The organism is Pseudomonas sp. AC169 (genome assembly GCF_979258515.1).
The window spans coordinates 5,734,601-5,759,294 of sequence record NZ_OZ409866.1 but is presented as its reverse complement, the minus strand read 5'-3'; the positions used below and the strand labels follow the sequence as shown (position 1 = coordinate 5,759,294).

Sequence of the window (24,694 nt, the reverse complement as noted above, 5' to 3'; positions counted from 1 at the left end):
AAATTACCGGGGGTTCCCCAGGCACCCTTCCTGGCACACAGCGCCATGCTCGCCACGCTTGTGCTGTCACTGGGCACACTGGCCAGCGCCATTTGGCCGGTGCAGGCGGTGGCGAGCCAGGCACTGGTGCAGCGTTACGCTTGCGTGGGCTGTCATCAAGCCAATGCGCAGGTCGTGGGCCCCTCCTGGAAGGGGATCGCGCAAAAGTACGCTGGCAGCGAAACCACTGCTGAACAACTGGCAGCCAGCATCAAGGCCGGTGGCACCGGCAAATGGGGGCCGATGCCGATGCCGGCGCAAGCCCAGGTGTCTGACGCCGACGCGAAGTCAATCGCCCAATGGTTGCTGGACGGCGCACAATAACTGCCTATTCGGCATCAGTTGATTGAACTGATGCCTTGGTAGCCATCTGTCGCTGACGTCTTGCCAACCAATAGCACACACCGCCCCACGCGCCTGCGACCGGCACAATCAACACGGCGACAACGCCAAACCCGGCGCCCGCCGCAGCCAACCCGACCGAAAGCCAACCGCTGACCGCATCCCCGCCCCGATACACTAGCGTTTCGATGACATTCTTGGCCTTGTACTTTTCCTCACGGCTGACGACGGTCCAGAGCACTTCGCGCGCCGGACGCACCACCGAAAATTCAATCGCACGACGCAAGCCCTGCGCCAACGCCACGGTGGCCGGCACGGGTGACAACGCCATTGCAGTGAATGCCACCAGCGTCACCACAGGCAGCGCCACCAGTGCACCGCCGACGCCAACCCGGCGAATCAACGGTCCCGTGAGCAAGAGTTGAAAGGTCAAGGTCAACGCCGAAACGATAAGGTCGATGAATGCAAAAAACCGGGTTCTGCTGGCCACATCCGAGTAGCTCCCAGCGACTATCCGACCCTGCTCGAAGTACAGAAAAGTGGCAGCCGTGGTGTGTAGGAGCATGAACAGCACCAGCCCCAGCAGATAGGGGGAACGAGCAATAAGCGTGAGGCCGGCGAGCATGCTGCCGCCCATCCGGCGATGTCCTTGCGCCAGGCAGGCCGCCTGCGCATCGGTGCGTGACAACAATGCCCGATAGCAACGCACCGCCAGTTCCAGCAGCAGTGCTGCCGCCAGCGTCAGTGCAATCGGCCCAAGCCGGGTGGCCAGGGTGGCGGCCAGCAGTGGGCCGACGAACGTCCCCAACGTCCCACCCGCCGCAATAAAACCAAACAAGCGCAAGCCTTGCTCGCTGGAAAAGCGGTCGACCAGAACGCTCCAGAAAATCGAAACGATGAACAGGTTGTAGACGCTGATCCACACGAAAAACACTTGGCCGACCTGCACAGGCGCAATTTTTGCGGCAATCAACACACCAAACATCAGCATGGTCAATGCGACGAATCGATAGATCAGCGGGATAAACCGCGTCGCCGGCAGCCGTGACACCAACGCGCCGAACAGCGGAACCATCAGCAGCATCACCACAAACGTCGCGGTGAACAGCCACTGCAATTTGTCTGCGCCGCCTTCGAGGCCCAATGCGTCGCGCAACGGCCGCACCAGGTAGTAGCTCGCCAGCACGCAGAAATGAAAGGCGAACCCCAGCACCAGCGCTGTTCTTTCCGACGGCAAGACGTGCGCCCACTTGAGCGTCCCCGCAGGCGTCATTGCTCCCCACCTTCGGCAACCGGTACTGCGCACACCTGCGCAACCGCATTGAAAGTGCTGAACAACAGAGCGCTGGCGTGGTGCTGGCGTGCCAGATGAAACAGATCGGGCTCAACCGCTTGGGCGCGTTCAATCGCGAGTTCGCTGTCTCGTTTGGAGGGCCACAACAGTTGCATCAGCACCCGATCGCCGGCCTCACTGACGTGCACCTGCGCGCTGATGAATCCGGGGCATAGACAGGTAAAGCGCTCGACGCGTGCGATCAAAGCCGTTACCAGCTCCTGCACATGAGGTGGGTCGACAACGAATTCGACGAACTGGCTGAACTGGGTGCTGCGGTCAGGCGAACGCATGAGTGTTCTCCAAAAAAGGCGCACTTGACGCTTATCGATTGGGTAAGTCCTCACCAGTATGCTGTGCCCCCGGCACCCCATGGTTGCCTGATCGACGCGATTGCTTGCCCGATATGACGTGGCAAAAACGCAAAAAAGTCCACACCCGCGGGGGCGTGGACTGTTTGAACCAGCGGTTACTGCTTGGCGTGTTTCACCTGCGCTTCAGGCATCGCCGAGGAGTGGTGGTTGAGGATTTTCCACTGACCGCCAACCTGCTCGTAGACAAAGGTGTAGCGCGCCTGCACGTGGCGGATCTTACCGTTCGCCTCGGTCAGGGTGAACGTGTAGACGCCGCTGTCCATCGCCACGTTAGTACCCAGCTGGCGGATCTCACGGTAGTTGATCTGGCCTACCGGCTTGAGCATCAGGAAGTGATCGAAGTAGTCCGTGATTTGCTCCGGAGTGCTGCGTACCTGGTTGGACACGGTCGGCTGCAACACCGCGCCTGGGGCATACAGGTCGACCACTGTCTTGACGCTACCGGTCTGCAAGGCGCTGTTCCAACGGTCAAACAACCCGGCAATCTCGCGGTCTTTTGCATTCACAGGCGCCTGAGCCACTTCGCGGTAGACATAGGGGGACGTCTCGGCAGCCTGCACAAAGGGGGCGCTCAAGGCGAAAATCACGGCGATCGACACGGTTTTGAAGTTCATTTGTATGCTCCTGTTGTGGGTGAGCACACTTTGCCAATCGCCCGCCCGCTCGCCATCGGCCAACCGGAGTCATTTAACTATGCCGTTTGGCAGATGGCGCCTGACCCGCTCAACAAGGTTTAATAGCCTCCCTCGCGCCCGCGAGCCCGTGACTCCGGAGCCCAAGCATGCAAAACACGCCACACGATCCCGGTAGTGCCCTAGCGATCCGCGCGCATTATCGACAATCCGAAAGTCGTACTGCGCGTTTGCGCTTGCTGGTGGACACGGGGCAGGCATTGCCGCAACTGGCGCCTGGTGCCATGCGCGAACGCGTGTTGGTGCGGGCATGCGCGTTCCTTGCGATGGACCATGGGCTGATTCAAGAGTGGGATGCCGAGGGATGCGTCACAATCACAGCACGCCATGGCAGCCAGGATCGATTGAGCAGTCTTACCGCCATCGCCGATCGCCGCTTACGCTCACCGTGCTGGCTGGAGCAGCCGGGAAGCGCCCTGCCCAGTGTGCTGCAAGTGCCGCTGCGCGGCGGTCATGGTGATGCCTTTGGCGTACTGATACTGGGCAACAGTGTCAGCCTGCGCGCGCCAGACCATGAAGACAGTGAATCCCTGCAGTTGCTCGCCACGCTACTGGCCGCGCACCTGGAAAACGAACGATTGCTGACCACCCTCAAAACGCGGGACAGGACGCTGTCCGACCTGGTCAGCCGACTGCTGCGCGCCCAGGAAGACGAGCGCAAACGGGTGGCTTACGACCTGCACGACGGTCTGGCGCAAACCCTCGCCGGTTTGCATCAGCGCTTGCAAGGATTCGCCGGCCACTGCCCGACGCTGCCAGGCACGTTGAACGCAGATCTGCAGGCGATTCTGACCCTGGCCCAACACTCGGTAGGTGAAGGCCGGCAACTGATCGCCGGCCTGCGCCCGACGGTGCTGGATGATTTCGGCTTGTTCAAGGCGCTCGACAAAGAGGCCGACCGCCTGCGCGAAGCCGCTGTCAGCGTGCAATGGGCCACCGCCTACGAGGGGCGCTTGCCCAGCCAGGTGGAAATCGCCTTGTTCAGGATCGGCCAGGAAGCCATCAACAATGTCCTCAAACATGCGCAGGCCAGCCATGTGCAACTGGCATTGGAGTTGCACAAGGGCCAGGCTTCACTGCAGGTAAACGACAACGGCAAAGGCTTTACCCCAGACCAGCAACTCAACAACCAGGACGCCCGGCACCTGGGCCTCGCCACCATGCACGAACGCGCCAGCTTGCTGGGTGGCCAGCTCAATTGCACCAGCGCGATCAACGGCGGCACCCAACTGCACGCCCGCGTACCGGCCGATCTGAACGGACAACTGCAATGAATGCCGTATTACGTCTGGTGCTGGCGGATGATCATGAAGTCACGCGTACGGGCTTCGTCGCGTTGCTGGCCGGCCATCCGCAGTTCGCAGTGGTCGGCCAGGCCCGTGATGGCCAGCAAGCGTTGGAGCTGTGCGAACAGTTGCTGCCTGACATCGTTATTCTCGATATTCGTATGCCGGTGCTCAATGGTCTCGGCGCCGCCCGCCTGCTGCAACAGCGCCTGCCGGCCATCAAAGTAGTGATTTTCACCATGGATGACAGCCCTGACCATCTGGAAGCCGCGATGAATGCCGGCGCGGTGGGCTACCTGCTCAAAGACGCCAGCCGTTACGAGGTGATCGATGCCTTGCAACGGGTCGCCGCCGGTGAAGAAGCGCTCAACAGTGCGGTGAGCGCTCGCCTGCTGCGGCGCATGACCGAGCGCAATGCCAATGGCGCGGCAGCAACGGAAAACCTGACCCCACGGGAGCGTCAGGTGCTAGGGCTGGTCGCGAACGGCATGAGCAACCGGGAAATCGGTGAACACCTGGGGATTACCACCGGCACCGCTAAAGCCCATGTCGAACGTGTGATCGGTAAACTCGGTGCGGCCGATCGCACCCAGGCCGCCGTGCGGGGTATCGCGCTGGGCCTGGTAACCCAGGCATGAGGGTCTTCTACGCCAGGCGATGGGCCGACTTGCCCCTGCGCGGCAAGGCGCTGGTGGTGATTTCACTGCCGCTGGTGGTGCTGCTGTTGTCATTGGTGCTGATCTACATCACGGAGCGTCAGACAGCCCGCGCTGAAGAGGACGTTCGCCGCGTGTTGCGCGTGCAAGGCGATATCCGCGCCGTGCACACCCTGCTGGCCGAAGCCGCCGCCAGCGTGCGCGGCTACCTGCTGACTCGCCGCGATGATTTCCTGCCGGGCTACCTGAACGCCAAGCCGCAGATTGAGTCAGCCCTGCGTCGACTCGACGGCGATGTTCGCGATCCGCGGGTGCGTGAGCAGCTCGCGTCGATCACGCCGCTGATCAACAGCAAAATCGATGGGCTGGAGGACATGCTCAACGACCCGACGACAAGACCTGAGTCGATTACCAGCATTCTCGTCAACAACAAACACATCCTGGATGCCTTGCGTCAGCACATCGGCACCATGCTCACCCTTGAGGACTCTTTGCTGGCTGAGCGCACGACGGCCGCGGCCGAGACGCGCCAGCGGCTGCTGCTGTCCACTTGGCTGGCGGCCATCTGCGGGCTGTTTGGCGCAATCGTTGCGGTACTGTTTCTGTCCAAGGGCATTGTCGCCCGGGTGCAGCAAGTACAAGGCAATGCGCAACGCCTGGCCCTGGGGCAACCGCTGCGGCCGCAGCCGCCGGAAAACGACGAGATCGGCCAGTTGGGCACGCGGTTGGTGGAAGCCGGTTTGCTGCTGGCCGAGCGCGAGCGTGCGTTGCGCGAGAATGAAGAGCGCTTGCGGCTGATCATCGATGGGGTCAAGGACTACGGGATCTTTGCCCTCGATATTGCGGGCCATGTCACCAGCTGGAACGCCGGTGCGGAGCGGATCAAGGGCTACACCGAACAGGAAATCATCGGTCAGCATTTTTCGCTGTTCTACCTGCCGCAGGAATGCCCGCAACACCCGGCCATGGCGCTGGATGAAGCCACCCGCGATGGGCATTACATGGAAGAAGGCTGGCGCCTGCGCCAGGACGGCACGCGCTTCTGGGCCAGCGTGGTGATCACGGCGCAGTTCGATGCGACCGGAGCCTTGCGCGGTTTCTCGAAGATCACACGCGACATCACCGACCGTCGCGCGGCGGAGATTGCGCTGGGCACCGCCCGCGAAGAAGCCGAACGTGCCAGCCGGGCCAAGAGCGAGTTTCTCTCACGCATGAGCCACGAACTGCGCACCCCGCTCAACTCGATCCTGGGCTTTGCGCAACTGCTGGACCTGGATTCGGCGGCAGGGCAAAAAGCGCAAGTAGGTCACATCCTGCGCGCCGGCCAACATCTGCTGACGCTGATCAACGAAGTGTTGGACATTGCCAAGATCGAGGCGGGACGCTTGCCGTTGAACATCGAACCGATCCCTTTGGCGGGCGCGCTGCAAGAAGCCTTGGCGCTGGTGTCACCCATGGCCGCCGACGCGGGCATCCAGTTGCAGGCACTGCCCACGCTGGCGGCAGATATCGGCATCGTTGCCGATCGACAGCGCCTGACACAGGTGCTGCTGAACCTGCTGTCCAATGCCATTAAGTACAACCGGCCTCAGGGTCAGGTGAGCATCGAAGTCAAGGTCGAGGGGCAACGCATCGGCGTGTCCGTCTGCGATACCGGCAAAGGCATCCCGGCCGATCACATCGGGCAGCTGTTCAAGCCGTTCGAACGCCTGGGGGCCGACCCGAACGTCGAAGGTAGCGGCCTGGGCCTGGCACTGAGCAAAAGCCTGCTGGAAAAGATGAATGGCGGACTGAGCGTGCACAGCCAGCACGGCATCGGCTCACGCCTCACCCTGGAACTGCCCTTCGTGCGCGTACAGACGCCCAGTGACCTGGCCGCAGCCGTGATCGATACCACGCCGGTGCGCCCAGCCCCCTCGATCCAGGGCAAGGTGCTGTATATCGAAGACAACCTCTCCAGCCTGGCGCTGATCGAAACCTTGCTGCACCGCAGGCCGGGAATAAAGCTGCTGTCCAGCATGCAAGGCCAACTGGGCCTGGACCTGGCCGCACAGCATGCGCCCCGGTTGATTTTGCTGGACGTGTCACTGCCGGACATCGACGGCCTCACAGTCCTGCAGCGCTTGCGTCGGTCTGCGATCACCCGGCACACACCGGTGCTGATGATCACCGCCGATACCAGCGACCTCACCCGCCAGGCCCTGCACGACGCTGGTGCAACGGCGATATTGCATAAGCCGATTAACGTCCCCGCATTTCTTGCCCACCTCGACCAGTACTTTCCGGAGCCCGCGTGAACCTCGACCTGCGCATTCTGATCATCGACGACCAACGCCCGAATCTCGAACTGGTGGAACAACTGCTGGCGCGTGAAGGGTTAAACAACGTGCTGAGCAGCACTGAGCCATTGCGCGCACTTGAGTTGTTCAACAGTTTCGAACCGGACTTGGTGATTCTTGACTTGCACATGCCCGAGCTCGACGGCTTTGCCGTGCTGGAACAACTCAACCGGCGCATCCCCAATGGGGAATACCTGCCGATCCTCGTGCTGACCGCCGATGCCACCCGCGACACCCGCCTGCGCGCCCTGGCGCTTGGCGCGAGGGATTTCATCAGCAAGCCCCTGGATGCGCTGGAAACCATGCTGCGGGTGTGGAACCTGCTGGAAACCCGCGTGCTCTACAAAACCTTGCGCACGCTGGTGCCGGCAGATCAGATTGAGTTGTTGCAACGGCGCGGTTCAACGGACAGCACCGGGAACAGGGAGGCGGCACCGCCCTCCACTATCCGACGCTGCTAGACGCGGATTCGCTTGATGTCGCGTTGCGGTGGCTCGCCAAACAGACGGCTGTATTCACGACTGAACTGCGACGAGCTTTCATACCCCACCATGCCACCGGCACTGCTTGCATCCACGCCCTGGCTGAGCATCAGCTGCCGTGCAGTTTGCAGCCGGAGTTGCTTCTGGTACTGCAACGGACTCATGCCCGTCAAGGCGCGAAAATGCTGGCGAAACGTCGACGGGCTCATATGGGCGCGGGCGGCCAGGTCATCCATGCGCAGTGCCTGGCGATAGTTGAGTTTCAGCCAAGCGACGGTCTTGGCGATGTGCTGGCTGGGCGACCCGGCAGCGATTACATGCAGCAACTGTGGGCCATGAGCACCGCTCAACAGCCGCGCAATCAGTTCTTCCTTGATCAGCGGAGCCAGGGTCTCAAGCAACTGCGGCTCGCCAAGCAGGTCGACCAGGCGCCGCACGGCATCCAGCACACCAGCGTCCAGGGGTTGTACGGTGACCGCTCGGAACTCTTCCTCGCGCATGCGTCGGGACAGTTTCATACGGTCCGCCACTTGCATCACGGTGGCGTTGTCCAGCGCCAACATAATCCCTAGGAACGGTTGCGCCGTACTCGCCTGACTGACCTGTGAAATGACCGGCAGATCAACGCTGGTGACCATGGACTGGCCAGGCCCGTAGGTCAGCACTTCATTGCCGACCAATACCCGCTTGCAACCTTGCAACGTGACGCCAATGCCCAGGCCGTAAATACAGTGCATGGGTGCCGTGATGTCGGGGCGGCGGTACAGGTTCAGGCCAGGCAATGCTCCAATCCTGTCGTTATCGCTGCCCAATACCAGATCAACCGCGCCCGCAAGGCGGCTGACGGAGCAAGCCATCGGTTCTTTCATGAGCACAGGTAGCACCTTTGATTCCTTGATCAACACAGGTCTAGAGTTGGTCACGAACGACTCCGTTGCTCAAGCGAACAATATCCGCCATGACTGCCAGAGCAATCTCGGCTGGGGTCTTGCTCCCTAAGTTAAGTCCAATCGGCGCATGAATGCGTTCGAGTATCTGCGGCGGCAACGCGCCAATGCGCTTGACCCGCTCAAGACGCTTTTCGCTGGTCCGTCTGGAGCCCATGGCGCCGATGTAAAACGCGCGGGTCCTCACGGCCTCCAGCAACGTCAGGTCGCCCATGCGCGGGTCGTGGGTCAACGCCACAATCGCTGTGCCGTCATGGCATCCGCCTTCGGCAATGAACGTGGCAGGAAATACCTTGAGTACTTCCACCCCGGCCATACTGAAGGCGGCGGTCAACTCGCCGCGCGGGTCGCATACGATCACCTCATAGCCCAAGGCAACCGCGAAACCGGCGCAGAACTCGGCCACCGGGGACAGGCCGGCGATCAACAATCGTTGGGCGGCCCCCATTCGTATCCGCACCTGATCGGCTTCAACGACGACCGGCGCAGCGACACCCGCATCGCTCTGATTATGTCGGGCATTCGTTCCAAGCGTGATATGCCGCACCACGCGCTGGCGCCCTTGCAGCGCGCCCAACAATACTGCGAAGTGCGCTTTCGCTGCGCAATCGGGCTCGAACTTTTCGACCAGTACGTCGAGTACGCCGCCACACGGTAGCTCCAGGGACGGTGCAAGCCCGCCCTCACCGTAACGCACGACATGGTTGTGCTCGACGAATTCATGGCGCCCCAACCGTTCAAGGAAGTCCTCCTCTACACAACCTCCCGAGAGCGAACCGCAGAACTCGCCTGTCGACCGGGCTGCCAATAGAGACCCGGGCCCTCGCGGTGCCGAACCAAACGTCGCAAGCACCGTGCACAGCCAAACGCAGCGATTTTGTTCGAGCCACATCGTGGCTTGCTGGATAACTTGGAGATCAAGGTTTTTCATGAAATACGAGCCGGCCCGGTCTTCCTCCGATGAGTTTCCCAGCGTGATCGGCACGCCTTTTACGGACCTGCACCGTGGGTTGAGGTGCAGGCCCTTTGAGTGCGGCCTCACGATTGAACGAAGTATGTGGAGTTAACCGGTAGAGGTGATTGCCTGATCAAGGGAATTTATTGCCTATTTCAACAGGAATCGGCAAAGAGACTTGCATGTGACAAATTGTTTCTGGCTTAGACAATGCTCAAACTGATGAAAAGCGGATTTTGATCAGTGAGTCGCCCCTCATTTCGTAGCTATTGAAAGTCCTCTACCCTTTGTGGGAGTGCACCACTATGGCGGCCCCGCGGCTGATCAAAGGTGTAACACAGGTTTAGACTGGCGGATGCCATGGCCAGAAGGGACGCGGACACGCAGGGCAATCAGCAACGCGGCCAGCAGCATCAGCACGGCTGCCGCTACGAATACGCCTGCGCTGCCACCGAGGCTGAACATTGCACCGCCAGCGGCGGCGCCAGTGGCGATGGCTGACTGCACAGAGGCCACTACCATGCCTCCGGCGCTTTCCGCCTGATCAGGTACCGAGCTGGCGACCCAGTTCGACCATGCCACCGGCACACCACCAAAGGCCATGCCCCAGACTGCCAGCAGTAGCGCCTGTCCCGGTGCCGAGGCAGGCAACAGCACCAACGCCAGTGCTGCAACGCCGACCAGCGCGGGCATCAGCACCAGAGTGGCCAGCGGGTGGTGCTCCAGCAGCCTGCCGGCCAATAGCGTGCCGACGAAGTTCGCCACACCGAACCCCAGCAGCATCAGTGACAACCCTTGCGCGCCGATGCCGGTAGTCCCTTCAAGGAAGGGCCGAACATAGGTGAACATCGCGAAGTGCCCGCTGTGCACCAGCACACAACCGAACATGCCCATGGCGATGCCTGGGCGCTGCAACACCTCGAGCACAGTGCGCAGGCGTGCCGGTCGGCGCGGCGCAAGGCGCGGCAGAGTGAATGACTGAAATGCCAGGGTCACCATGCCTACCGCCGCCGCGGCAAAGAATGCGCTGCGCCAGCCATATAACCCGCCCAGATAACTGCCCAGCGGCACTGCCACTACCGTGCCGATGGCAATGCCGCTGAAAATGATCGACAGCGCCCGAGGCAACAAGGCACTCGGCACCAAGCGCATCGCTACCGCCGCCGCCATGCTCCAGAACCCGCCAAGGGCAATGCCCAGCAAGATGCGCATCACTAACAGCACCGCGAAGCTGGAGGAAACGGCGACCAACAGATTGGAGGCGACCATCAACGTCGAAAAACCCAACAACACCCAGCGTCGGTCGATACCCCGGGTCAGACCTGGCACCAACAAGCCGGCGAACAGCGCCACCACGGCGGTCACCGTTACCGCCTGGCCAGCCAGCGCTTCGGAGACTCCCAGCTCGGCAGCCATCAGCGTTAACAAACTGGCCGGAAGGTACTCAGCGGTCAGCAATCCGAATACGCCCATTGCCAGCGAAAATACTGCCAACCACGCGGGGGTTGCAGGTTCTACGTCCGCGCCGACGCCGCAATGGCGGTCGGATACGGTGCTACATACACAGTCAGTCATTGCACGGATCTCCCAATCTTCATTAAGAGCCGAAGTCTAGGCGCCGAAAACCGGATGATCTATGATCCAAAGTCTCTACTTTTTGACCAAAACACCTGAACGATGCCTGCAGATCAGTTTGCTCTTTCCTCGGACCTCATCAACGAGCTGTTGCGCGGCATGCGCCTGCGTGGTGTTGAATACCGGCGTATCCAGGCGGGCCCTGCCTTTGGTCTGGGCTTCGCGGAAAAACCTGGGCATGCCTGGTTCCACTTCATGGCCGTCGGCAATGCGGTATTGCGAATGGAGGACGGCAGCACCTACGCGCTGTCTGCCGGCAACGCCGTGTTCATCTCCCATGGCGCGGCCCATCAACTGTTTTCCCATCAGGGCGCGCCTGTCCAGGACATCGATCGTCTAGACGGTGCGCCCTTAGGTGACACCGTCAGCGCGGTGGATACCGGAACCGATGCCGGCGCCGCTCCGAGCACTATTCTGTTCAGTGGTTGTATGGAGTTTGAACTGGGCAGTATCCATGCCCTCGGCCGGCTGATGCCGGGCCTGATGCTGATTGATGCCGGCGGTCAACGTTACCCCGGGCTGGTGCCGATCCTGACCACCATGGAACGCGAGGTCAGCGCCGCACGCGTCGGCTACGCCGGTATCCTCGCGCGTTTGGCCGACGTGGTGGCGGCTATGGTCGTTCGCGGCTGGGTGGAGTGCGCTTGCGGGAATGCCTCTGGCCTGGTCGCCGCATTGCGCGATCCCCGCTTGGCCGGTGCACTGCTTGCGCTCCATCAACAACCGGGCCGCGACTGGACTGTTGCGCAGTTGGCAGAGCACTGCAATACCTCACGTTCAGTCTTCGCGGACCGCTTCCAAGCGACGATTGGCATGGCCCCGCTGCGCTATGTCACCGAACTGCGCATGCGGCTGGCAAGTCAGTGGCTGACCCTCGAAAGGCTGCCGATTGAAGAGGTAGCGCAGCGTTTGGGTTATACCTCCCAGGCCGCTTTCAGTCGCGCATTCAAGCGCATTACGGGTAAGACGCCTGGGTTGAGTCGCAAGGTGAGGCAAGCCGAACGCAGGTAGTCGATGATCCGTGCCACCGGCTCATTTGCCCCCCGTTACATCGAGGAATGTACCGGTAACGAATGATGCCTCCGCGCTCGCCAGCCATAGAATCGCGCGTGCCACTTCCTCAGGCTGTCCGCCCCGCCCCATGGGGATCGAGTCCTTGACACGATCGACCCGCCCCGGCTCACCGCCACTGGCATGCATTTCGGTATAGATATGTCCGGGGCGAATGCAGTTAACGCGTATGCCTTCCCGTGCCACCTCTTTTGCAAAGCCAATGGTGAACGTCTCCAAGGCTCCCTTTGAAGCCGCATAGTCGACATACTCATTGGGGCTGCCAAGGCGCGCCGAGGCCGATGAGACATTGATCACCACACCGCCCGGCCCGTTGTGGCGGTGAGACATACGCTTCACCGCCTGCTGGGCACAGAGAATTGGCCCAATGGCATTGACCGCAAAGATGCGCTGCATCCGCTCGAAGCCGAGGTCTTCCAGGCGTGACTGCGGCGCCAGCATGCCAGCGTTATTGACCAGGACGTCGATGCGTCCGAACGTGCGATCGATGGCCGCGAACAAATCGGCCACCTGTTGGGAATCCGCACTGTCGGCGCGCATCGCTAACGCCCGGCGCCCCAATGCTTCTACATCCGCAGCCACGGCCAGCGCTGCGGACTCGTTGGCAACGTAGCTGATCGCCACGTCATAGCCTCTTTCGGCAGCGAGCCGGGCAGTTGCTGCCCCTACTCCACGACTTCCACCCGTAATTAGAATCAGCGGTGCTTGCGAGACGTTGACCATGAAACATAGCTCCTGAGCCGTTGGCTGGATCAGCCGATAATTAGGGTGCCGCTGGCGATGACTACGCATGCCAGTATCCGGCGCGCGGTGAGCGTCTCGCCGAGAAACACGTAGCCGATCAACGCCGCAAACAGCACGCTGGTTTCGCGCAATGCCGATACCGCGCCCAAGGGCGCTTCGTTCATGGCGTAGATGACCATTCCATAGGCGAGCAAAGAGACCAGCCCGCCGACCAACGCGGTCACTGTTCCGGGCCGGACGGAGAACAAGCTGCGGGTGTCGCGTATGCCGATGTAGACCACTGGCATCAGTACGCCCCACAGGGCGCACATCCACACGGTGTAGGCAAGCGGCGCGCCGGAGAGCCTGGCGCCGATGCCGTCGACCACGCTGTAGGCTGCGATAAAGCCGCCCGTTCCCAGCGCATAAGGCAGGCTGGGAACCGACAGACTGCGCCCTCTGAAAGCCAGCGACATAATCCCGCCTGATACCAGCGCAATACCGAGTAACACGTCAGGCGTGATGCGTTCTCCGGCAAACACGGCGGCCCCCAAGGTGATCAGCACCGGCGACGATCCACGTGAAATCGGATAGGTCTGCCCCAGGTCGCCGACGCGATAACTGCGCACCAGAAACAGGTTGTAGCCGACATGCAGTAACCCCGATAGGACCGCATAGCCCCAGCTCTCAATCCCGGGGGGCACCATGAACATTGCGGCGACGACGCTGGTGATGGCGATGGCAATGCACATTATTGTCATCGACCACAGCCGATCGGCACCGCTACGCAGCAGCGCATTCCAGCTGGCATGCAGGAGCGCGGCGAAAAGCACGAGGAAGATGATATGAATAGGCATGCGCCACTTTAGGCAATGCGGCACCGGGACTACAGCGAAGTCTTCTCATCACAGCATGAGCGGATGCTCATAATTTACTGATCCAGTCGTTGGACTTTCAGCGCCTCGCTGACCAACCATTGGCGAAACCTGGCGATGTGCGGTTGTGATTCGATGCCCTTGGGGCAGACGAAGTAGTAAGCCAATGGCGACGGAAGCGGCACATCGAACAGCCGTACCAAACGGCCATCGCTGATTTCGTTCTCGACATGCCCACTGCGCACCAATGCAACGCCTTGGCCGAGCAAGGCGGCCTCGACCGTCATGTTGGTATCGCCAAATCTGACGCTCTCCTTGAGCGGCAAATAGGCCAGCCCGACGGCTTGAAACCATACCTCCCATTTTGGTACCAGTTCGGCACCATCGCGCGTGAGCAGCGGGAAATGCAACAGTTCTGCGGGGCTGTGCGGAGTTCCGATGCGCCGCAACAGTTCGGGGCTGGCCACCGGAAATACCTGTTCCCCAAACAGGAACTCAGAATGCAGGCCGGGGTAATTGCCCTTGCCGAGTCTGATGGCAACATCAGCCTCGCCGTGAGAGAAGTGGATTATTTTGTCCGTGGTGTCCAGCGAGACCAGCAACTCGGGGTGTTGACGAGAGAGACGTGGCAAGCGTGGCAGCAGCCATTTGAGCGCAAAGGAATAAGTGGTGCTGACGCTGAGTCGAACTCTGTCTTTTTGCTCGCGCAAATCACCCAAAGTGGCCTCCAGGCTGATGAAAAACTCCCGCACGATAGTCGCAAGCGTAGCCCCCGCAGCCGTGAGGCGTAACGCCTTGCCACGTTCAAACAACTGCACCCCCCAAAGGGCCTCGAGATGCTTGAGCTGATGACTGACCGCGCTTTGAGTCACATGCAGCTCTTGTGCGGCCGACGTAAAGGTCAAGTGCCGGGTGGCAACTTCAAATGCGCGCAAGGTCGCGGTGGGCGGCAGGTCTCTCATAAGAGCAGTATCCAGCGAGTTATCAGAAAAGTGCATACATGAACGCTAGCTCATGATAGTGCGAAACTCACTCGAAACGTGGCGACCGGACGATACTCACGGAGCGTTGAATCGCCTCAGCGACTGCAACGCTCCGCATCACCTCACCCCACCGGCTCGCAAACGATGCGGCCGATGCGCAGGAAAGTCTCATGAGCGTTAAGCTCGTAGACGCTCAAAACGGCATGGTCCTTCGCCGCCAGATACCGCCAGCGCCCCTCTTCGAGCATGAACTCCTTAAACGCTTCGCCGTTTTCGCTCAGGTAGATGCGTTGGGCGTCATTGGCTTGGGTAAACAGGCTTAGGCGCTCCAGGTGGAAGACGCTGTCGACGCGCAATTCCTGCGACTGGAGTTTCCAGTCGTAACCCTTGTCCGAAGTCAGGTACTGGTCCCAGCAGACGCACATCAACTTGCCACTCATGCGGGTGATCAGCGGATCGTCGAAGTGGTCCTTGTCGCTGTCCCAGGTGCAGGTGCGCCCACTCTTGCCCGGCAAGTAGTAATTGACGAACGACTTGGCGTCGTTCTTCTTCCTGTCCCGGACGTATGAGTAGCTGTAGCTGCAGAACAGCAAGAGGCACGGCAAGCCCGGCAGCGAGCGCATGCTCTTCGCCTCCACGCCCTCGGGCAGATTAGGTGTGCCATCCCAGCGGGTCCAGGCGCCATCGAGGCGATCGGCACTGTAGATCAGCGTTTTGTAGTAGGTGGACGTTTTTGTGGAGTCGAAGATGATGCCCTTTTCGACATACGAGTATTCCGCTCGTTCGGTGAAGCGCCACAGCCATTGACCGTTGAAGTGCACGACGTCCTCGGTCGCCGAATAGCCGTAGCTGGCAGGCAACTCCGGCGTCTGGCTGCGCTGCCAGGTCAAGCCATCATGGGAGAAGTGGAAGCTTTCGCCGTAAGCCGCGATGAGGATCCACACCCCGTCGACGACGGACAGCTTTCTGCCGTAGAGCTTCTCTTCCTGCGGATCCGGGCGCACGACCTGCCAGTGCAGCCCGTCCTCGCTGCGATGGAACACGCCATCGTCATCGACCAGCAGCCAGACCTTGCCGTTGGTTTTGATCTGGCGGACGTTCTCCGGATCACAGGGTGGATTGTCGAGGTTTTGCCATTCGATACTGAAGCGGTGCGCGCGCCCCTCGATCTCGAGCACGACGGCCGACTTCTCCAGCCGCTCTTGCTGCCGGGCCAGTTCGCGGGCGGCACGCTCCTGCGCCTCGATCTCCACCACCGACCTGTCGAACTCACCAGCCTTGAACAGGTCGATCTGCCGATCCGCCGCGGAGCACGCTTCAGAGAAGGTGGTCAGGGTGTTGTCGACCTGCCTTTCGTAACGACAGAACTGCTCATGCCAGTCGTCATTCGAGGCCGAGTTGTCCAGGTCGAAGTCGCTGTAGCCCAGCTCACTGTCGAAGTTGATCGGCGGCAGATTCATGCGCCGGATCATGCCGTTGGCCGAACTCAAGGCGCCGCCGTGTTCTGAAATCAGCTCGCTGGCCTTCTTGCGCACGGTGTTGAGACTCGACAGCGCCAGGCCGCGGCCTACCGAGCAGGCGGAAGCGCTGACCGCCGAACTGACCTTGGCCAGGAAGCCATCGTCGAACGATTCCATGTAGAACGAATGGTCCGAGGCCTTGCTGGTGACCGCAATCAGGTCGAAGCTCAGGGTCGTCGCAGCCCAACTGGCGGTGTGCAGCTTCTTGCCGATGTCCTCGTAGGTCTGCTCGAAGCTCAGAACGCGGTAACGAACGATGTTTTTCCAGCCCCGGGTCTGCGCGGCCAGTTTCGCGGCAGCGTCGAGCAACGGCTTTTCCTCGGTCTCCCGGAGCAGCGTCTGCATGTGCGAGAAGTTGTCCCGGAACTGCGCCGGCTTGAGGGTCGCGAGAATCCGCGCCACGTACGGGTTCTCGATTTTCCGGCCGCACAGGGTCAGCAGGAAGAAGGCATCCAGCAGCCAGGTGTAGGTGCGGTCATCCTCATTGAGCAGCGTCTGCACGACCGGCAGATAGTCCTGCAGCTTGCGCGGGCTGTCGGCGATCTGGCCGATCTGCCCGACGATGTCCGGGCAACCGGCCTTCTCCGCCAGGTGTTCAAGGAACTCTACGCCTGCTTTGTTCAGCGTTGCAGAACCCTCGATGGCCAAAGCGAACAGGCGCAGGTAGGTGCGCCGGGTTTCTTCGTCGGGTGTCGTGTCGAAGAAGCTGTGCACCTTGATCTCTGGCAACGCCGAGGTCAGCGACAGCGGCTCGCCCTCCTGATGTTCGTGCTCGTCGTCCTGCTCGACGACGTTGAGCCCGTTGACGTCCTTGTAGATGTCGATGGCCAGTGCGCTGCCGCCGATCACCTCGCCGATCAGGTCACGGATGCCGTAGGTGGTCGACAGCCCGGAGAACTCCTCGCCAAACAGCTTCGAGATGATGTTCTCGCGATCCTCGTCGCTGCGGCAGATCTCTTCGTCATCAATGAGGCTGACGATGCGCTCGTACTGATCGGACAAGAAATACAGCGCATTGAAACCAATGCCGGAGATGTTCTTCTGGATGAAGTGCGAATCCACCACATGCTCGTCGAAGCCCAGCGCGATCATTTCGCGGAAGCGATCGATGCCGGCAAGCTCGATGCCCTCGATCAACTCCATGATGAAGTCCAGCAGGCGGACATCTTCGTCGCAGTCGATCCCCAGCTTGTCGAGGGTAACGACCAGGTGGTTGACGTCCCGCGAGGTCAACACCACGTCGCGGTGGCTGCGTATGAAGTCATAGGTGAGGTGCAGCACCAGCAGATTGCGCGGGATCGACTTGAAGCGACGCTTGTTGGCTTCGATGTGCAGCGACCAGTTGGTAAAACTGGCGTGGTTCTCTACCTGCACCAGGCGACTGTTGATCTTGTCGACCGCCAGCGAGAGGAATTCCCGGGTCTCGATGATGTATTCGTTCATCGTCCCCAGGTTGTTGCGGATCACCGCGATGCTCTGGGCGTTGATCAGGTTTTGCTGCTGCAATTGCTTGAGGTAGTGCCAGGCGAATTTCTGCATCTGCAGCATGTCGACCTGGTTGTGCAACTGATCCTGGCCGGTCTTGCCGCTGACCTTGTTGCCCAAACGCTTGAAGAAACCCGCGCCGGTCTGCCTGGCCAAGCGTTCCTGGCTGGACGCCAGGACCCGCGAGGCATCGAGCGCCAACTGCTGGGTCAGGGCGGCATTGCCCTTGTGCTGGTTCACCAGAGCTTCGATCGCTCGAGCGTCTGCGTCTTCGAGAGGCTGTTCGAAGATCTCTTGCGTTACCTCAACAGTGGTGTCGGTCATTTCATTGGCCTTAAAGGTTTTCGATCTGGTGTTTCAGTCGTTTGCTTTGTCCTGCCAGGGTCCGGACCTGCCCGGCGAAATGGCGCTCGGACAGGTACAGGCCCTTGTGAAAATCGGCGTAGAACTGCTGGGAAACCTGCAGAAACTCCAGCGCTTGATGCATGCCGATGGCGCTGCCCACCACCTGCTCGGTACTGGCGAGGGTGAGCTGGAACTCTTTCTCGATATGGTTATCCAGGGCGATGTTCATCGCCAGGGTGGTGATCAAGCCACCGATCAGGCTGCCCACCAGCGCCCCGGGCGGGCCGCCGATGGCCCCCACAGTGGCGCCGACCGACGCGCCGACCACGCCCGCGCCAGTCTGGAACAGGTTCTTGCCGGTGCGGGTTTCCATTTCCTGCGCGCTCATCTTGCCGGCCGAGAACAGCACCAGGCACTGCACTAGGTCGACGGCGCACACTGCCGCACCGGCGACGCCGCCGTTGGCCAGGCTGCGCTTGAACAGAGTGCCCGTGAACAGGCCGGGCATGGAACGCGCGGCGATACTCACGCTGGCATTGGCCACGCCGGCCTTCAGGGCGCTGTCGCCAGCGGCGATCACGGTGTTCTCAAGGATGCGCAGGGTGGCTTGCTCCGCTGTGATCTGGCCGTCCTTGAACTGTTTGATGTACTGGAAGGTGTTAATGCTGCCGGCGATCACCGTGGTGATGACCGCCGCCGAGCCAGCGGCGCGCAGGCTTTGCTGCACTGTTGCCTTGTTCAGGTAGCCAGTCTGCAAGTTGTCGTGCAGCTCCTGCCCGGTCTTGCTCGCGGTACCCAGGTGCTCGGCCTCACGCTTGTTCAAGGAAGTGGACTGCACGCCATCGACGTCCAGTTGCCCGCTGGTGTTGTCCCGGACCTTCTCGGCAGCCCGGGACACTTCCGGCCGGGTCTGCTGATTTTTCAAGACGTCGCGCTCGGCCGAGAGGCGCACGCCTTCGATCTGGTCCGAGGGACCGAGGAACAGGTCGCTGTCCTTGTAGGCGTGCACGCCGTCCTTTGTGGAGCGAAACGCCTTCTGCGTCGCCTCGGCATTCTTGAAGTACTTGAGCTGCGCGCCTAGCAACTGGTCGTCACCGCGCATGACCACGATGTCGTGGGTCATGTCGTTGCGGCCCAGCGGCGTGTTGGCGAAGTTGTCGGTGAAGGCGCGCACGTCCTTATCCTTCAGGATCGCGTCGAGATTGAATGACTCGGCGTGCCAGGTCTCCGCTGCGAAACCGCCCTTGATCGCGGCGTTTTGCGCGGTGGACGAAACCTTGGCGAGGATGCTGTTGGCCTGACCGATTTCCGCAAGCATGCGCCCGGCCTTGTCCGCGGCTTGCACGGTCCAGATCGGGCACAGGCTGACGGACTGCTCAAGCGCGCGTTGGCGTTCTTTATCCATGGGTATTCCTCAGGATGGTTTCCTGGATAGCGGTGTCCGCTGAAAGGGGTTGCCGGCCGTCGAGGCCAGGCATCTGGTAAAGCGCGTGCATGCTGTGCAGGCGCTGGGCGATCTCATCGACCCAGACCTGCGGTGCGTGGACACGAATGTTGTCGTTCAGGCCAAAAATCCACCACAGCGTGTCGCGATCCTGGGGCACCCAGGCGCGCAGGCGCTTCCACGCTTGTTCGGGAATAACCTCGAGGGACTGTCGCGCACTGAGCGGGGTTTCTTCGAGCAGCACGGCGATCTGCGCGCTGACATCGGCGATCAGCTCCACCTGCGTCTCGGCCTGCCGGTGGCTGAAGATCCCGGTGGCGATGTAGTCGTCGACATCGAACTGGCCGTGCAACGGCGACCGGTCGTTGACCACCGAGACCTGCTGCATGCGATGCAGGGCGAACTGGCGCACGTCGTCGTAACCATCTACCGAGGCCAGCAGGTAACTGATGGAGTGCCGCGAAACCAGGCCCGCCGGGTGCAGGCGAAACTGCTTGAGTTCGCACTTGCTGCGGCTGCGGTAGGACACGTCGAGCGGTCGACGCTCGAGCAAGGCCTGGGACACCTGGGCCCAGGTTCTCGGGGTGATGGCGGCCGGGATCAGGGTCTTGCCGTTAGGCACCGCACGCACCCGACGCGACCAGTCGGCCAAGCCGTTGTGGCCAAGGTCACCGAGGAAGTTGCGGGCCCGGCGGAATTGCGGGCCGAGCTGGTCGAGCACGGTCTGCGGTAGCAAGGTGTTCAGGTAGCTTTCCGACAGGTACAGGGCAAGCGCCGTCGAAGCGTCCATGTCCTGCAACTGCAACGGCGCGTCCTTGGTGAAGCTCCAGCGGAACGGCACCTCGCTGTCGTTGCACTGCAGCGAGAACGGGATGGACAGCCGGTTGAGATCGCGCTGGATCGAACGCAGCGTCATCGAAAAGCCCTTGTCGCGCAGCTTTTCCAGCAAGGTCGTGGTGGCGATACGCTGCGGCTCGGTTGGGATAAGGCGCAACAAGGCAAACAGCCTGAGCAGTGTGTCTTTAGCCTGGGACATCAAGACTTCCTTGTACTTTTCGCGACCGCTACAGCGACCGGGCGTCGCAGTGGATCCAATTCAACAGAGTGGCATTCTGCCATAACTTCGTGATGGTTCCACCTCGAAATCATCCTCCAATCCATGACGGCAGCCACGTCAGGAGTCTGCCCGCTGGCGTTGCTCGTGTTTGAGGTCGGTGTATTCGGTGTAGAGCTCGTAGCCCTTTTTAAGCACTACGCACAGTCCAATGAAAGCGAAGAGGTTTTTCATGATGAGGGTCTCGGTGACGTTTGACCCCATCTTCCAGCGCCGGGCGACAAACCGTGTCGCCGGGTTGTTCAGGCAAGGGCGGCAGGCGATCGAGGACAACAATGCCGAGGGCCTGACAAGAGCAAATGTAAAAAATGATGATGGCATAACGCCTCAGCAACCGGCAAAATCCCCACGCCCCCAAAGGATTTGAAGGACCGGTTCCGATGACATGGCCAGTCACACTGAAACTCGACAGCGCAGCCTACCCGCTCAACGTGGTGCAACGCGCTGCTTATTCCCTGGCCGACACTGTCGCGATCCAGGTCGCTATTGAAGCCAGTCAGATAAACCTCACGGCCCACCCAGCTGAAGTAACGCTAACGCTTTCCCCCGAGCAGGCTCACTCGCTGATCCTCCAGCATCTGAACGACTTCGCGCTACGCGACCATATCAACCGCGAAACAGCTGGATTGCGCGAAATCCTGGCCCGTGCCGCGCTCGCTGGGTGTGGGATTTCGCAATGACACTGATTGCGACAGACGCCAGGCACTACCGCTTGCTGCCTTTTCGATTCATGCGCATGAACACCGGACATGAACGTGACATCCTGCTCACCTCCGATACTGGTGAGTACATGCACGTGAACGACGCGCAATTACGAGCCCTCAGTTATTTCGACGTTCAAGCGGGCACGCCTTTTTACAAGGACCTGCTGGCCCGCCACTTCATCCACGAACCAGGCCGCCACGATCCGCTCCCGGAAATGGCCGCGCAATATCGCAGCCGCAAGGACTTCATCTTCCAAGGCCCCGCACTGCACTTGTTCGTGGTGACATTGCGATGCAACCACACCTGCCAGTACTGCCAGGTGTCGCGGGCCCCGCTGGGAGGATCCGGCCACGATCTTTCGGAAGCCGATGCACTGGCGGCAGTAGATCGCCTGTTCGAATCAAACGCTCCTGCTTTGACTGTGGAGTTTCAGGGTGGCGAGCCGCTTCTGGCCTTCGAGCGCGTCCGCCAGATTGTTGAATGGATCGTTGAACGGAACGTGGTCGAACGACGAGATATCCAGTTCGTCATCACCACCACGCTGCACCACCTGACGGAGGAAATACTCGACTTCGCAGAACAACATCGAATCCAGTTTTCGACCTCGCTCGATGGGCCGGCGCCCTTGCATAATGCCAACCGCCCTACACCGTCACGAGACTCCTACGAACGCACAGTAAAAGGCATTCAGTGGGTCCGTGAGCGCCTTGGCCATGATGCAGTTTCCGCGCTGACCACGCTGACTTCAAGAAGCCTCGAACAGCCTGAAGCGATCATCGATGAGTATGTTGATCAGGGCTTCTCCAGCATCTCGCTACGGCCTCTGAGCCCTTATGGGTTTGCCACCAAGAGTGCCCATCGACTTGATTACCCTATTGAGCGATACCTGGCCTTCTACAAGAAGGCTCTGGCCTATTTACTGCAAATCAACCAACAGGGCGTCTACCTCTCAGAGAGTTATACGAGCTTGTTGCTGAAGAACATCCTGACACCCTTTTCCTCCGGCTATGTAGACCTGCGCTCCCCTGCTGGCGCTGGCACTGCGGCGCTGGTTTATAACTATGACGGTTATGTCTATCCCTCGGACGAAGCTCGAATGTTGCTGGAGATGGGTGAAGACGGCTTGAGACTCGGCACCGTGCAGCAACCCTTGTCTGAACTACTCACATCGCCCGTTATGAATGCGCTGCTCGCCAGTGGTGTAGCAGAGGCGCTGCCGGGTTGCTCCGACTGCGCACTTGTCCCGTACTGTGGTGCTGACCCCATCGAACACTATGCCCGCCAGGCTGACCCGATCGGACACCGAGTGTTCAGCAGCTTCTGCAAGAAGAACATGGGGCTACTGAAGCATCTCTTCGGCTTGCTCCGCGATGGCGACGACAACGTGCAGAGAGTGCTGCTGTCCTGGTTGAACAGGCGCTCTTACAACGATGTTCGATTTCCGGGTTACAGGGGCTGATGGCGATGCTGCGCAAAGACACCCACTTCGAAATCCATCACCTGAATGAGCCGAAACTGCTCAAGGTCATCACTCTGGATGAGTTCATCGAACAAGGCTTGGCTGTTTGTGCCGGAAACGCTGAGTTCGCTGACCTGCTACTTTGGCTACCAAACGAAGAACGGCTACGAAGCCCGCATCTATTGTCATTACCAGTGGCTGGATTCCTGACACCGGAGCCTTTGATCGGAGACTTCGACAGCACGCGGCCACACCTGCACACCCCCAAAGACAATGATGTCGTGCAGCCCGGCGATGTCATTGCCGTCACACCAGGCAACGCGTTGGTGCGAGTGCTCTATCGACGAGGCTCAGACAGCAACCTGCTGTTCATGACCGATCGTTGCAACAGCCTCTGCCTGATGTGCTCCCAGCCGCCCAAAGATATCGATGACCGCTGGCACATCGAGGAGAACCTACGGCTGATCGACCTGATGGACCCGGGCGAAGAAAACCTGGGAATCAGTGGCGGAGAACCCACGCTTTATCGCGATGGCCTGCTCGAAATCCTGGCCAAGTGCAAAGCCGTTTTGCCACAAAAATCCATCCATGTACTCAGCAACGGGCGCCTGTTCCAAGACCCGAGCTGGATCGCAGCGCTCTCTGCCATCGGCCATCATCAGTTGAGCTGGGGCATTCCGCTGTATGCCGACAATGCCGAAGACCATGACCATGTGGTGCAAGCGCCAGGTGCTTTCAGCGAAACCCTGCGAGGTCTTTACAACCTGGCTCGCGCGAACCAGATCATCGAGATACGCGTAGTGCTCAATCGTCTGACCACGCCACGCTTGCCCGAGCTCGCCCATTACGTGTTCAGGAACCTGCCCTTCGTGCGACATGTTGCCCTGATGGGTATCGAAAGCACCGGCCTGGCCAGGAAGCATTACGAAGAACTGTGGATTGACCCTCTGGACTATCAGCAGTCGTTGAGCCAGACCGTGTACTTCCTGTTCAACCGCGGCGTGCCGGTTTCGATCTACAACTTGCCCCTGTGTCTGATCCCGGCCCACCTCTCGCGTTTCGCCCGCCAGAGCATCTCCGACTGGAAGAACCTGTTCATCGATACCTGCCAGCAATGCGCTGCCGTCAAACATTGCTCTGGCTTCTTTAAATCCCACACCGACCGCTGGCAGAGCCGCGGCGTACAACAACTATCGACCGAGGCCTTTAGCGCCTATGCAAGGAGTGCACCGTGAAATTGCTCGACCGCTGGAAAGTCATGATCGGGGGAATAAGTCTGCTGCCAATGGCAGGTAGTACCCTGGCGCAGGTGGGCCATCTGCCGCTCGCCGATGCGAACTGGCTAACCCACGACAAGCTACAGCCTCCGGTATTTGCCGATACGCTCAATGCGCCAGATACCGTCAACATTTATGCGGCACATCGCTCGCACAGTTCACACCGGTCCCACAGTTCGCACAGTTCGCACTACAGCGGTTCGGGTGGCTATAGCGCCCCTCGCTACTACAGCCCACCCGCTACCAGTACCCGGAGCTACAGCGCGCCGGGTACTTCTAGCAGCACCTCAAACAGCAATAGCTTTTATCAGTCGTCCGGCACTACCAGTGGGACAAGCTCAAGCAGTTCAAAGAACCGTGCGACCAATGAGCAGAAAAGCAACCTGGTCACCCGTGTGCAGACCGCGCTGATGGTGCGCCAGTATTACCAAGGCACCATCGATGGAGTGATGGGCAAGGCGACACGTGGTGCGTTGATGGCATTTCAGATGGACAGTGGGCTGACCGTGAATGGCCGGATGGATACCCCATCGCTGAATGCGTTGGGTATCAAGATTCCATAAGTCGCTTCAAGTCAAAGCCAATTTCCGCTCAGCAACAAAGGAGTTATCCC

At 60.4% G+C, this 24,694-nt stretch carries 23 protein-coding genes; 10 read left to right on the top strand and 13 right to left on the bottom strand.

Translation table 11 applies throughout. The features are described 5' to 3' along the window. Window positions 1-45: 45 nt before the first annotated feature. Window positions 46-363: a c-type cytochrome gene (locus tag ACZZ0G_RS25725; RefSeq protein ID WP_463558044.1), complete on the top strand. Its 318-nt coding sequence runs from the start codon at window positions 46-48 to the stop codon at window positions 361-363. Window positions 364-367: 4 nt separating this feature from the next. On the opposite strand, the gene ACZZ0G_RS25720 is transcribed toward ACZZ0G_RS25725, so the two are convergent. The 3 genes from ACZZ0G_RS25720 to ACZZ0G_RS25710 all read right to left on the bottom strand — a co-directional run bounded on the left by ACZZ0G_RS25720 (window position 368) and on the right by ACZZ0G_RS25710 (window position 2,702). After that, window positions 368-1,654 carry an NTP/NDP exchange transporter gene (locus ACZZ0G_RS25720; RefSeq protein ID WP_463558043.1) on the bottom strand — a complete coding sequence of 429 codons (1,287 nt, stop codon included), beginning with the start codon at window positions 1,652-1,654 and terminating at the stop codon, window positions 368-370. Next, the gene (locus ACZZ0G_RS25715) at window positions 1,651-2,007 is read right to left on the bottom strand and encodes an antibiotic biosynthesis monooxygenase (protein ID WP_463558042.1); all 357 of its coding nucleotides are present in this window, start codon (window positions 2,005-2,007) and stop codon (window positions 1,651-1,653) included. The genes ACZZ0G_RS25720 and ACZZ0G_RS25715 overlap by 4 nt, the downstream gene beginning before the upstream one ends. A 176-nt stretch (window positions 2,008-2,183) precedes the next feature. Next, window positions 2,184-2,702: an SgcJ/EcaC family oxidoreductase gene (locus ACZZ0G_RS25710; protein WP_463558041.1), complete on the bottom strand. Its 519-nt coding sequence runs from the start codon at window positions 2,700-2,702 to the stop codon at window positions 2,184-2,186. 167 nt (window positions 2,703-2,869) lie between these two features. On the opposite strand from ACZZ0G_RS25710, the gene ACZZ0G_RS25705 reads away from it, so the two are divergent. The 4 genes from ACZZ0G_RS25705 to ACZZ0G_RS25690 are packed head-to-tail and all read left to right on the top strand — an operon-like array spanning window position 2,870 to window position 7,522. Continuing rightward, window positions 2,870-4,054, top strand: coding sequence for a sensor histidine kinase (locus ACZZ0G_RS25705; protein ID WP_463558040.1), 1,185 nt, complete (start codon window positions 2,870-2,872; stop codon window positions 4,052-4,054). Beyond that, window positions 4,051-4,704 carry a response regulator gene (locus ACZZ0G_RS25700; protein ID WP_463558039.1) on the top strand — a complete coding sequence of 218 codons (654 nt, stop codon included), beginning with the start codon at window positions 4,051-4,053 and terminating at the stop codon, window positions 4,702-4,704. The genes ACZZ0G_RS25705 and ACZZ0G_RS25700 overlap by 4 nt, the downstream gene beginning before the upstream one ends. Continuing rightward, a complete protein-coding gene (locus ACZZ0G_RS25695; protein WP_463558038.1) occupies window positions 4,701-7,019 on the top strand; it encodes an ATP-binding protein in 2,319 nt (772 codons plus the stop codon). Before ACZZ0G_RS25700 ends, ACZZ0G_RS25695 begins: the two co-directional genes overlap by 4 nt. Beyond that, a complete protein-coding gene (locus ACZZ0G_RS25690) occupies window positions 7,016-7,522 on the top strand; it encodes a response regulator (RefSeq protein WP_463558037.1) in 507 nt (168 codons plus the stop codon). The genes ACZZ0G_RS25695 and ACZZ0G_RS25690 overlap by 4 nt, the downstream gene beginning before the upstream one ends. On the opposite strand, the gene ACZZ0G_RS25685 is transcribed toward ACZZ0G_RS25690, so the two are convergent. The 3 genes from ACZZ0G_RS25685 to ACZZ0G_RS25675 all read right to left on the bottom strand — a co-directional run bounded on the left by ACZZ0G_RS25685 (window position 7,519) and on the right by ACZZ0G_RS25675 (window position 11,020). After that, window positions 7,519-8,412 (bottom strand): AraC family transcriptional regulator, encoded by an 894-nt coding sequence (locus ACZZ0G_RS25685; RefSeq protein WP_463558036.1) that lies wholly within the window; start codon window positions 8,410-8,412, stop codon window positions 7,519-7,521. The two genes, ACZZ0G_RS25690 and ACZZ0G_RS25685, sit on opposite strands and share 4 nt — an antisense overlap. 40 nt (window positions 8,413-8,452) lie before the next feature. Continuing rightward, the gene (locus ACZZ0G_RS25680) at window positions 8,453-9,421 is read right to left on the bottom strand and encodes an XdhC family protein (RefSeq protein ID WP_463558897.1); all 969 of its coding nucleotides are present in this window, start codon (window positions 9,419-9,421) and stop codon (window positions 8,453-8,455) included. 348 nt (window positions 9,422-9,769) lie between these two features. Beyond that, window positions 9,770-11,020, bottom strand: coding sequence for an MFS transporter (locus ACZZ0G_RS25675; protein WP_463558035.1), 1,251 nt, complete (start codon window positions 11,018-11,020; stop codon window positions 9,770-9,772). A gap of 102 nt (window positions 11,021-11,122) precedes the next feature. Between ACZZ0G_RS25675 and ACZZ0G_RS25670 the strand changes: the two genes are divergently transcribed. Further along, window positions 11,123-12,091: an AraC family transcriptional regulator gene (locus ACZZ0G_RS25670; protein ID WP_463558034.1), complete on the top strand. Its 969-nt coding sequence runs from the start codon at window positions 11,123-11,125 to the stop codon at window positions 12,089-12,091. 21 nt (window positions 12,092-12,112) lie between these two features. Here ACZZ0G_RS25670 and ACZZ0G_RS25665 read toward each other — a convergent pair whose 3' ends face one another. From ACZZ0G_RS25665 to ACZZ0G_RS25635, 7 genes are all read right to left on the bottom strand, one after another. Then, window positions 12,113-12,874 carry an SDR family oxidoreductase gene (locus tag ACZZ0G_RS25665; protein WP_463558033.1) on the bottom strand — a complete coding sequence of 254 codons (762 nt, stop codon included), beginning with the start codon at window positions 12,872-12,874 and terminating at the stop codon, window positions 12,113-12,115. A 29-nt stretch (window positions 12,875-12,903) separates the two neighbouring features. Next, the gene (locus tag ACZZ0G_RS25660) at window positions 12,904-13,731 is read right to left on the bottom strand and encodes an EamA family transporter (protein WP_463558032.1); all 828 of its coding nucleotides are present in this window, start codon (window positions 13,729-13,731) and stop codon (window positions 12,904-12,906) included. Window positions 13,732-13,805: 74 nt separating this feature from the next. Next, window positions 13,806-14,711: a transcriptional regulator GcvA gene (gene gcvA / locus ACZZ0G_RS25655; RefSeq protein WP_463558896.1), complete on the bottom strand. Its 906-nt coding sequence runs from the start codon at window positions 14,709-14,711 to the stop codon at window positions 13,806-13,808. A 143-nt stretch (window positions 14,712-14,854) separates the two neighbouring features. Then, entirely contained in the window at window positions 14,855-18,061 is a 3,207-nt protein-coding gene (locus ACZZ0G_RS25650) for a beta propeller repeat protein (RefSeq protein ID WP_463558031.1), read from the bottom strand. Between the two features lie 10 nt (window positions 18,062-18,071). Next, window positions 18,072-19,487, bottom strand: a complete 1,416-nt coding sequence (locus tag ACZZ0G_RS25645) for a hypothetical protein (protein WP_463558030.1) — start codon at window positions 19,485-19,487, stop codon at window positions 18,072-18,074. Next, entirely contained in the window at window positions 19,480-20,562 is a 1,083-nt protein-coding gene (locus ACZZ0G_RS25640) for a helix-turn-helix transcriptional regulator (protein WP_463558029.1), read from the bottom strand. The genes ACZZ0G_RS25645 and ACZZ0G_RS25640 overlap by 8 nt, the downstream gene beginning before the upstream one ends. 138 nt (window positions 20,563-20,700) lie before the next feature. Then, complete coding sequence (locus ACZZ0G_RS25635; RefSeq protein ID WP_463558028.1) at window positions 20,701-20,961, bottom strand: hypothetical protein; 261 nt, start codon at window positions 20,959-20,961, stop codon at window positions 20,701-20,703. Window positions 20,962-21,020: 59 nt separating this feature from the next. Here ACZZ0G_RS25635 and hxsD point away from each other — a divergent pair, with 59 nt between their 5' ends. From hxsD to hxsA, 4 genes are read left to right on the top strand one after another with little or no spacing between them, the layout of a single operon-like run. Then, window positions 21,021-21,320, top strand: a complete 300-nt coding sequence (gene hxsD / locus ACZZ0G_RS25630; RefSeq protein WP_463558027.1) for a His-Xaa-Ser system protein HxsD — start codon at window positions 21,021-21,023, stop codon at window positions 21,318-21,320. Continuing rightward, complete coding sequence (hxsB, locus tag ACZZ0G_RS25625; RefSeq protein ID WP_463558026.1) at window positions 21,317-22,804, top strand: His-Xaa-Ser system radical SAM maturase HxsB; 1,488 nt, start codon at window positions 21,317-21,319, stop codon at window positions 22,802-22,804. The genes hxsD and hxsB overlap by 4 nt, the downstream gene beginning before the upstream one ends. Continuing rightward, window positions 22,804-24,039, top strand: coding sequence for a His-Xaa-Ser system radical SAM maturase HxsC (gene hxsC, locus ACZZ0G_RS25620; protein ID WP_463558025.1), 1,236 nt, complete (start codon window positions 22,804-22,806; stop codon window positions 24,037-24,039). The genes hxsB and hxsC overlap by 1 nt, the downstream gene beginning before the upstream one ends. Continuing rightward, window positions 24,036-24,644: a His-Xaa-Ser repeat protein HxsA gene (gene hxsA / locus ACZZ0G_RS25615; protein ID WP_463558024.1), complete on the top strand. Its 609-nt coding sequence runs from the start codon at window positions 24,036-24,038 to the stop codon at window positions 24,642-24,644. The genes hxsC and hxsA overlap by 4 nt, the downstream gene beginning before the upstream one ends. Window positions 24,645-24,694: the final 50 nt, after the last annotated feature.

Bases quoted from the DNA above. Each gene is read 5' to 3' on its own strand.
- ACZZ0G_RS25725 (WP_463558044.1), top strand. From the start codon at position 46: ATGCTCGCCACGCTTGTGCTGTCACTGGGCACACTGGCCAGCGCCATT.
- ACZZ0G_RS25720 (WP_463558043.1), bottom strand. From the start codon at position 1,654: ATGACGCCTGCGGGGACGCTCAAGTGGGCGCACGTCTTGCCGTCGGAA.
- ACZZ0G_RS25715 (WP_463558042.1), bottom strand. From the start codon at position 2,007: ATGCGTTCGCCTGACCGCAGCACCCAGTTCAGCCAGTTCGTCGAATTC.
- ACZZ0G_RS25710 (WP_463558041.1), bottom strand. From the start codon at position 2,702: ATGAACTTCAAAACCGTGTCGATCGCCGTGATTTTCGCCTTGAGCGCC.
- ACZZ0G_RS25705 (WP_463558040.1), top strand. From the start codon at position 2,870: ATGCAAAACACGCCACACGATCCCGGTAGTGCCCTAGCGATCCGCGCG.
- ACZZ0G_RS25700 (WP_463558039.1), top strand. From the start codon at position 4,051: ATGAATGCCGTATTACGTCTGGTGCTGGCGGATGATCATGAAGTCACG.
- ACZZ0G_RS25695 (WP_463558038.1), top strand. From the start codon at position 4,701: ATGAGGGTCTTCTACGCCAGGCGATGGGCCGACTTGCCCCTGCGCGGC.
- ACZZ0G_RS25685 (WP_463558036.1), bottom strand. From the start codon at position 8,412: ATGAAAGAACCGATGGCTTGCTCCGTCAGCCGCCTTGCGGGCGCGGTT.
- ACZZ0G_RS25680 (WP_463558897.1), bottom strand. From the start codon at position 9,421: ATGAAAAACCTTGATCTCCAAGTTATCCAGCAAGCCACGATGTGGCTC.
- ACZZ0G_RS25675 (WP_463558035.1), bottom strand. From the start codon at position 11,020: ATGACTGACTGTGTATGTAGCACCGTATCCGACCGCCATTGCGGCGTC.
- ACZZ0G_RS25670 (WP_463558034.1), top strand. From the start codon at position 11,123: ATGCCTGCAGATCAGTTTGCTCTTTCCTCGGACCTCATCAACGAGCTG.
- ACZZ0G_RS25665 (WP_463558033.1), bottom strand. From the start codon at position 12,874: ATGGTCAACGTCTCGCAAGCACCGCTGATTCTAATTACGGGTGGAAGT.
- ACZZ0G_RS25660 (WP_463558032.1), bottom strand. From the start codon at position 13,731: ATGCCTATTCATATCATCTTCCTCGTGCTTTTCGCCGCGCTCCTGCAT.
- gcvA (WP_463558896.1), bottom strand. From the start codon at position 14,711: ATGAGAGACCTGCCGCCCACCGCGACCTTGCGCGCATTTGAAGTTGCC.
- ACZZ0G_RS25650 (WP_463558031.1), bottom strand. From the start codon at position 18,061: ATGACCGACACCACTGTTGAGGTAACGCAAGAGATCTTCGAACAGCCT.
- ACZZ0G_RS25645 (WP_463558030.1), bottom strand. From the start codon at position 19,487: ATGGATAAAGAACGCCAACGCGCGCTTGAGCAGTCCGTCAGCCTGTGC.
- ACZZ0G_RS25640 (WP_463558029.1), bottom strand. From the start codon at position 20,562: ATGTCCCAGGCTAAAGACACACTGCTCAGGCTGTTTGCCTTGTTGCGC.
- ACZZ0G_RS25635 (WP_463558028.1), bottom strand. From the start codon at position 20,961: ATGCCATCATCATTTTTTACATTTGCTCTTGTCAGGCCCTCGGCATTG.
- hxsD (WP_463558027.1), top strand. From the start codon at position 21,021: ATGACATGGCCAGTCACACTGAAACTCGACAGCGCAGCCTACCCGCTC.
- hxsB (WP_463558026.1), top strand. From the start codon at position 21,317: ATGACACTGATTGCGACAGACGCCAGGCACTACCGCTTGCTGCCTTTT.
- hxsC (WP_463558025.1), top strand. From the start codon at position 22,804: ATGGCGATGCTGCGCAAAGACACCCACTTCGAAATCCATCACCTGAAT.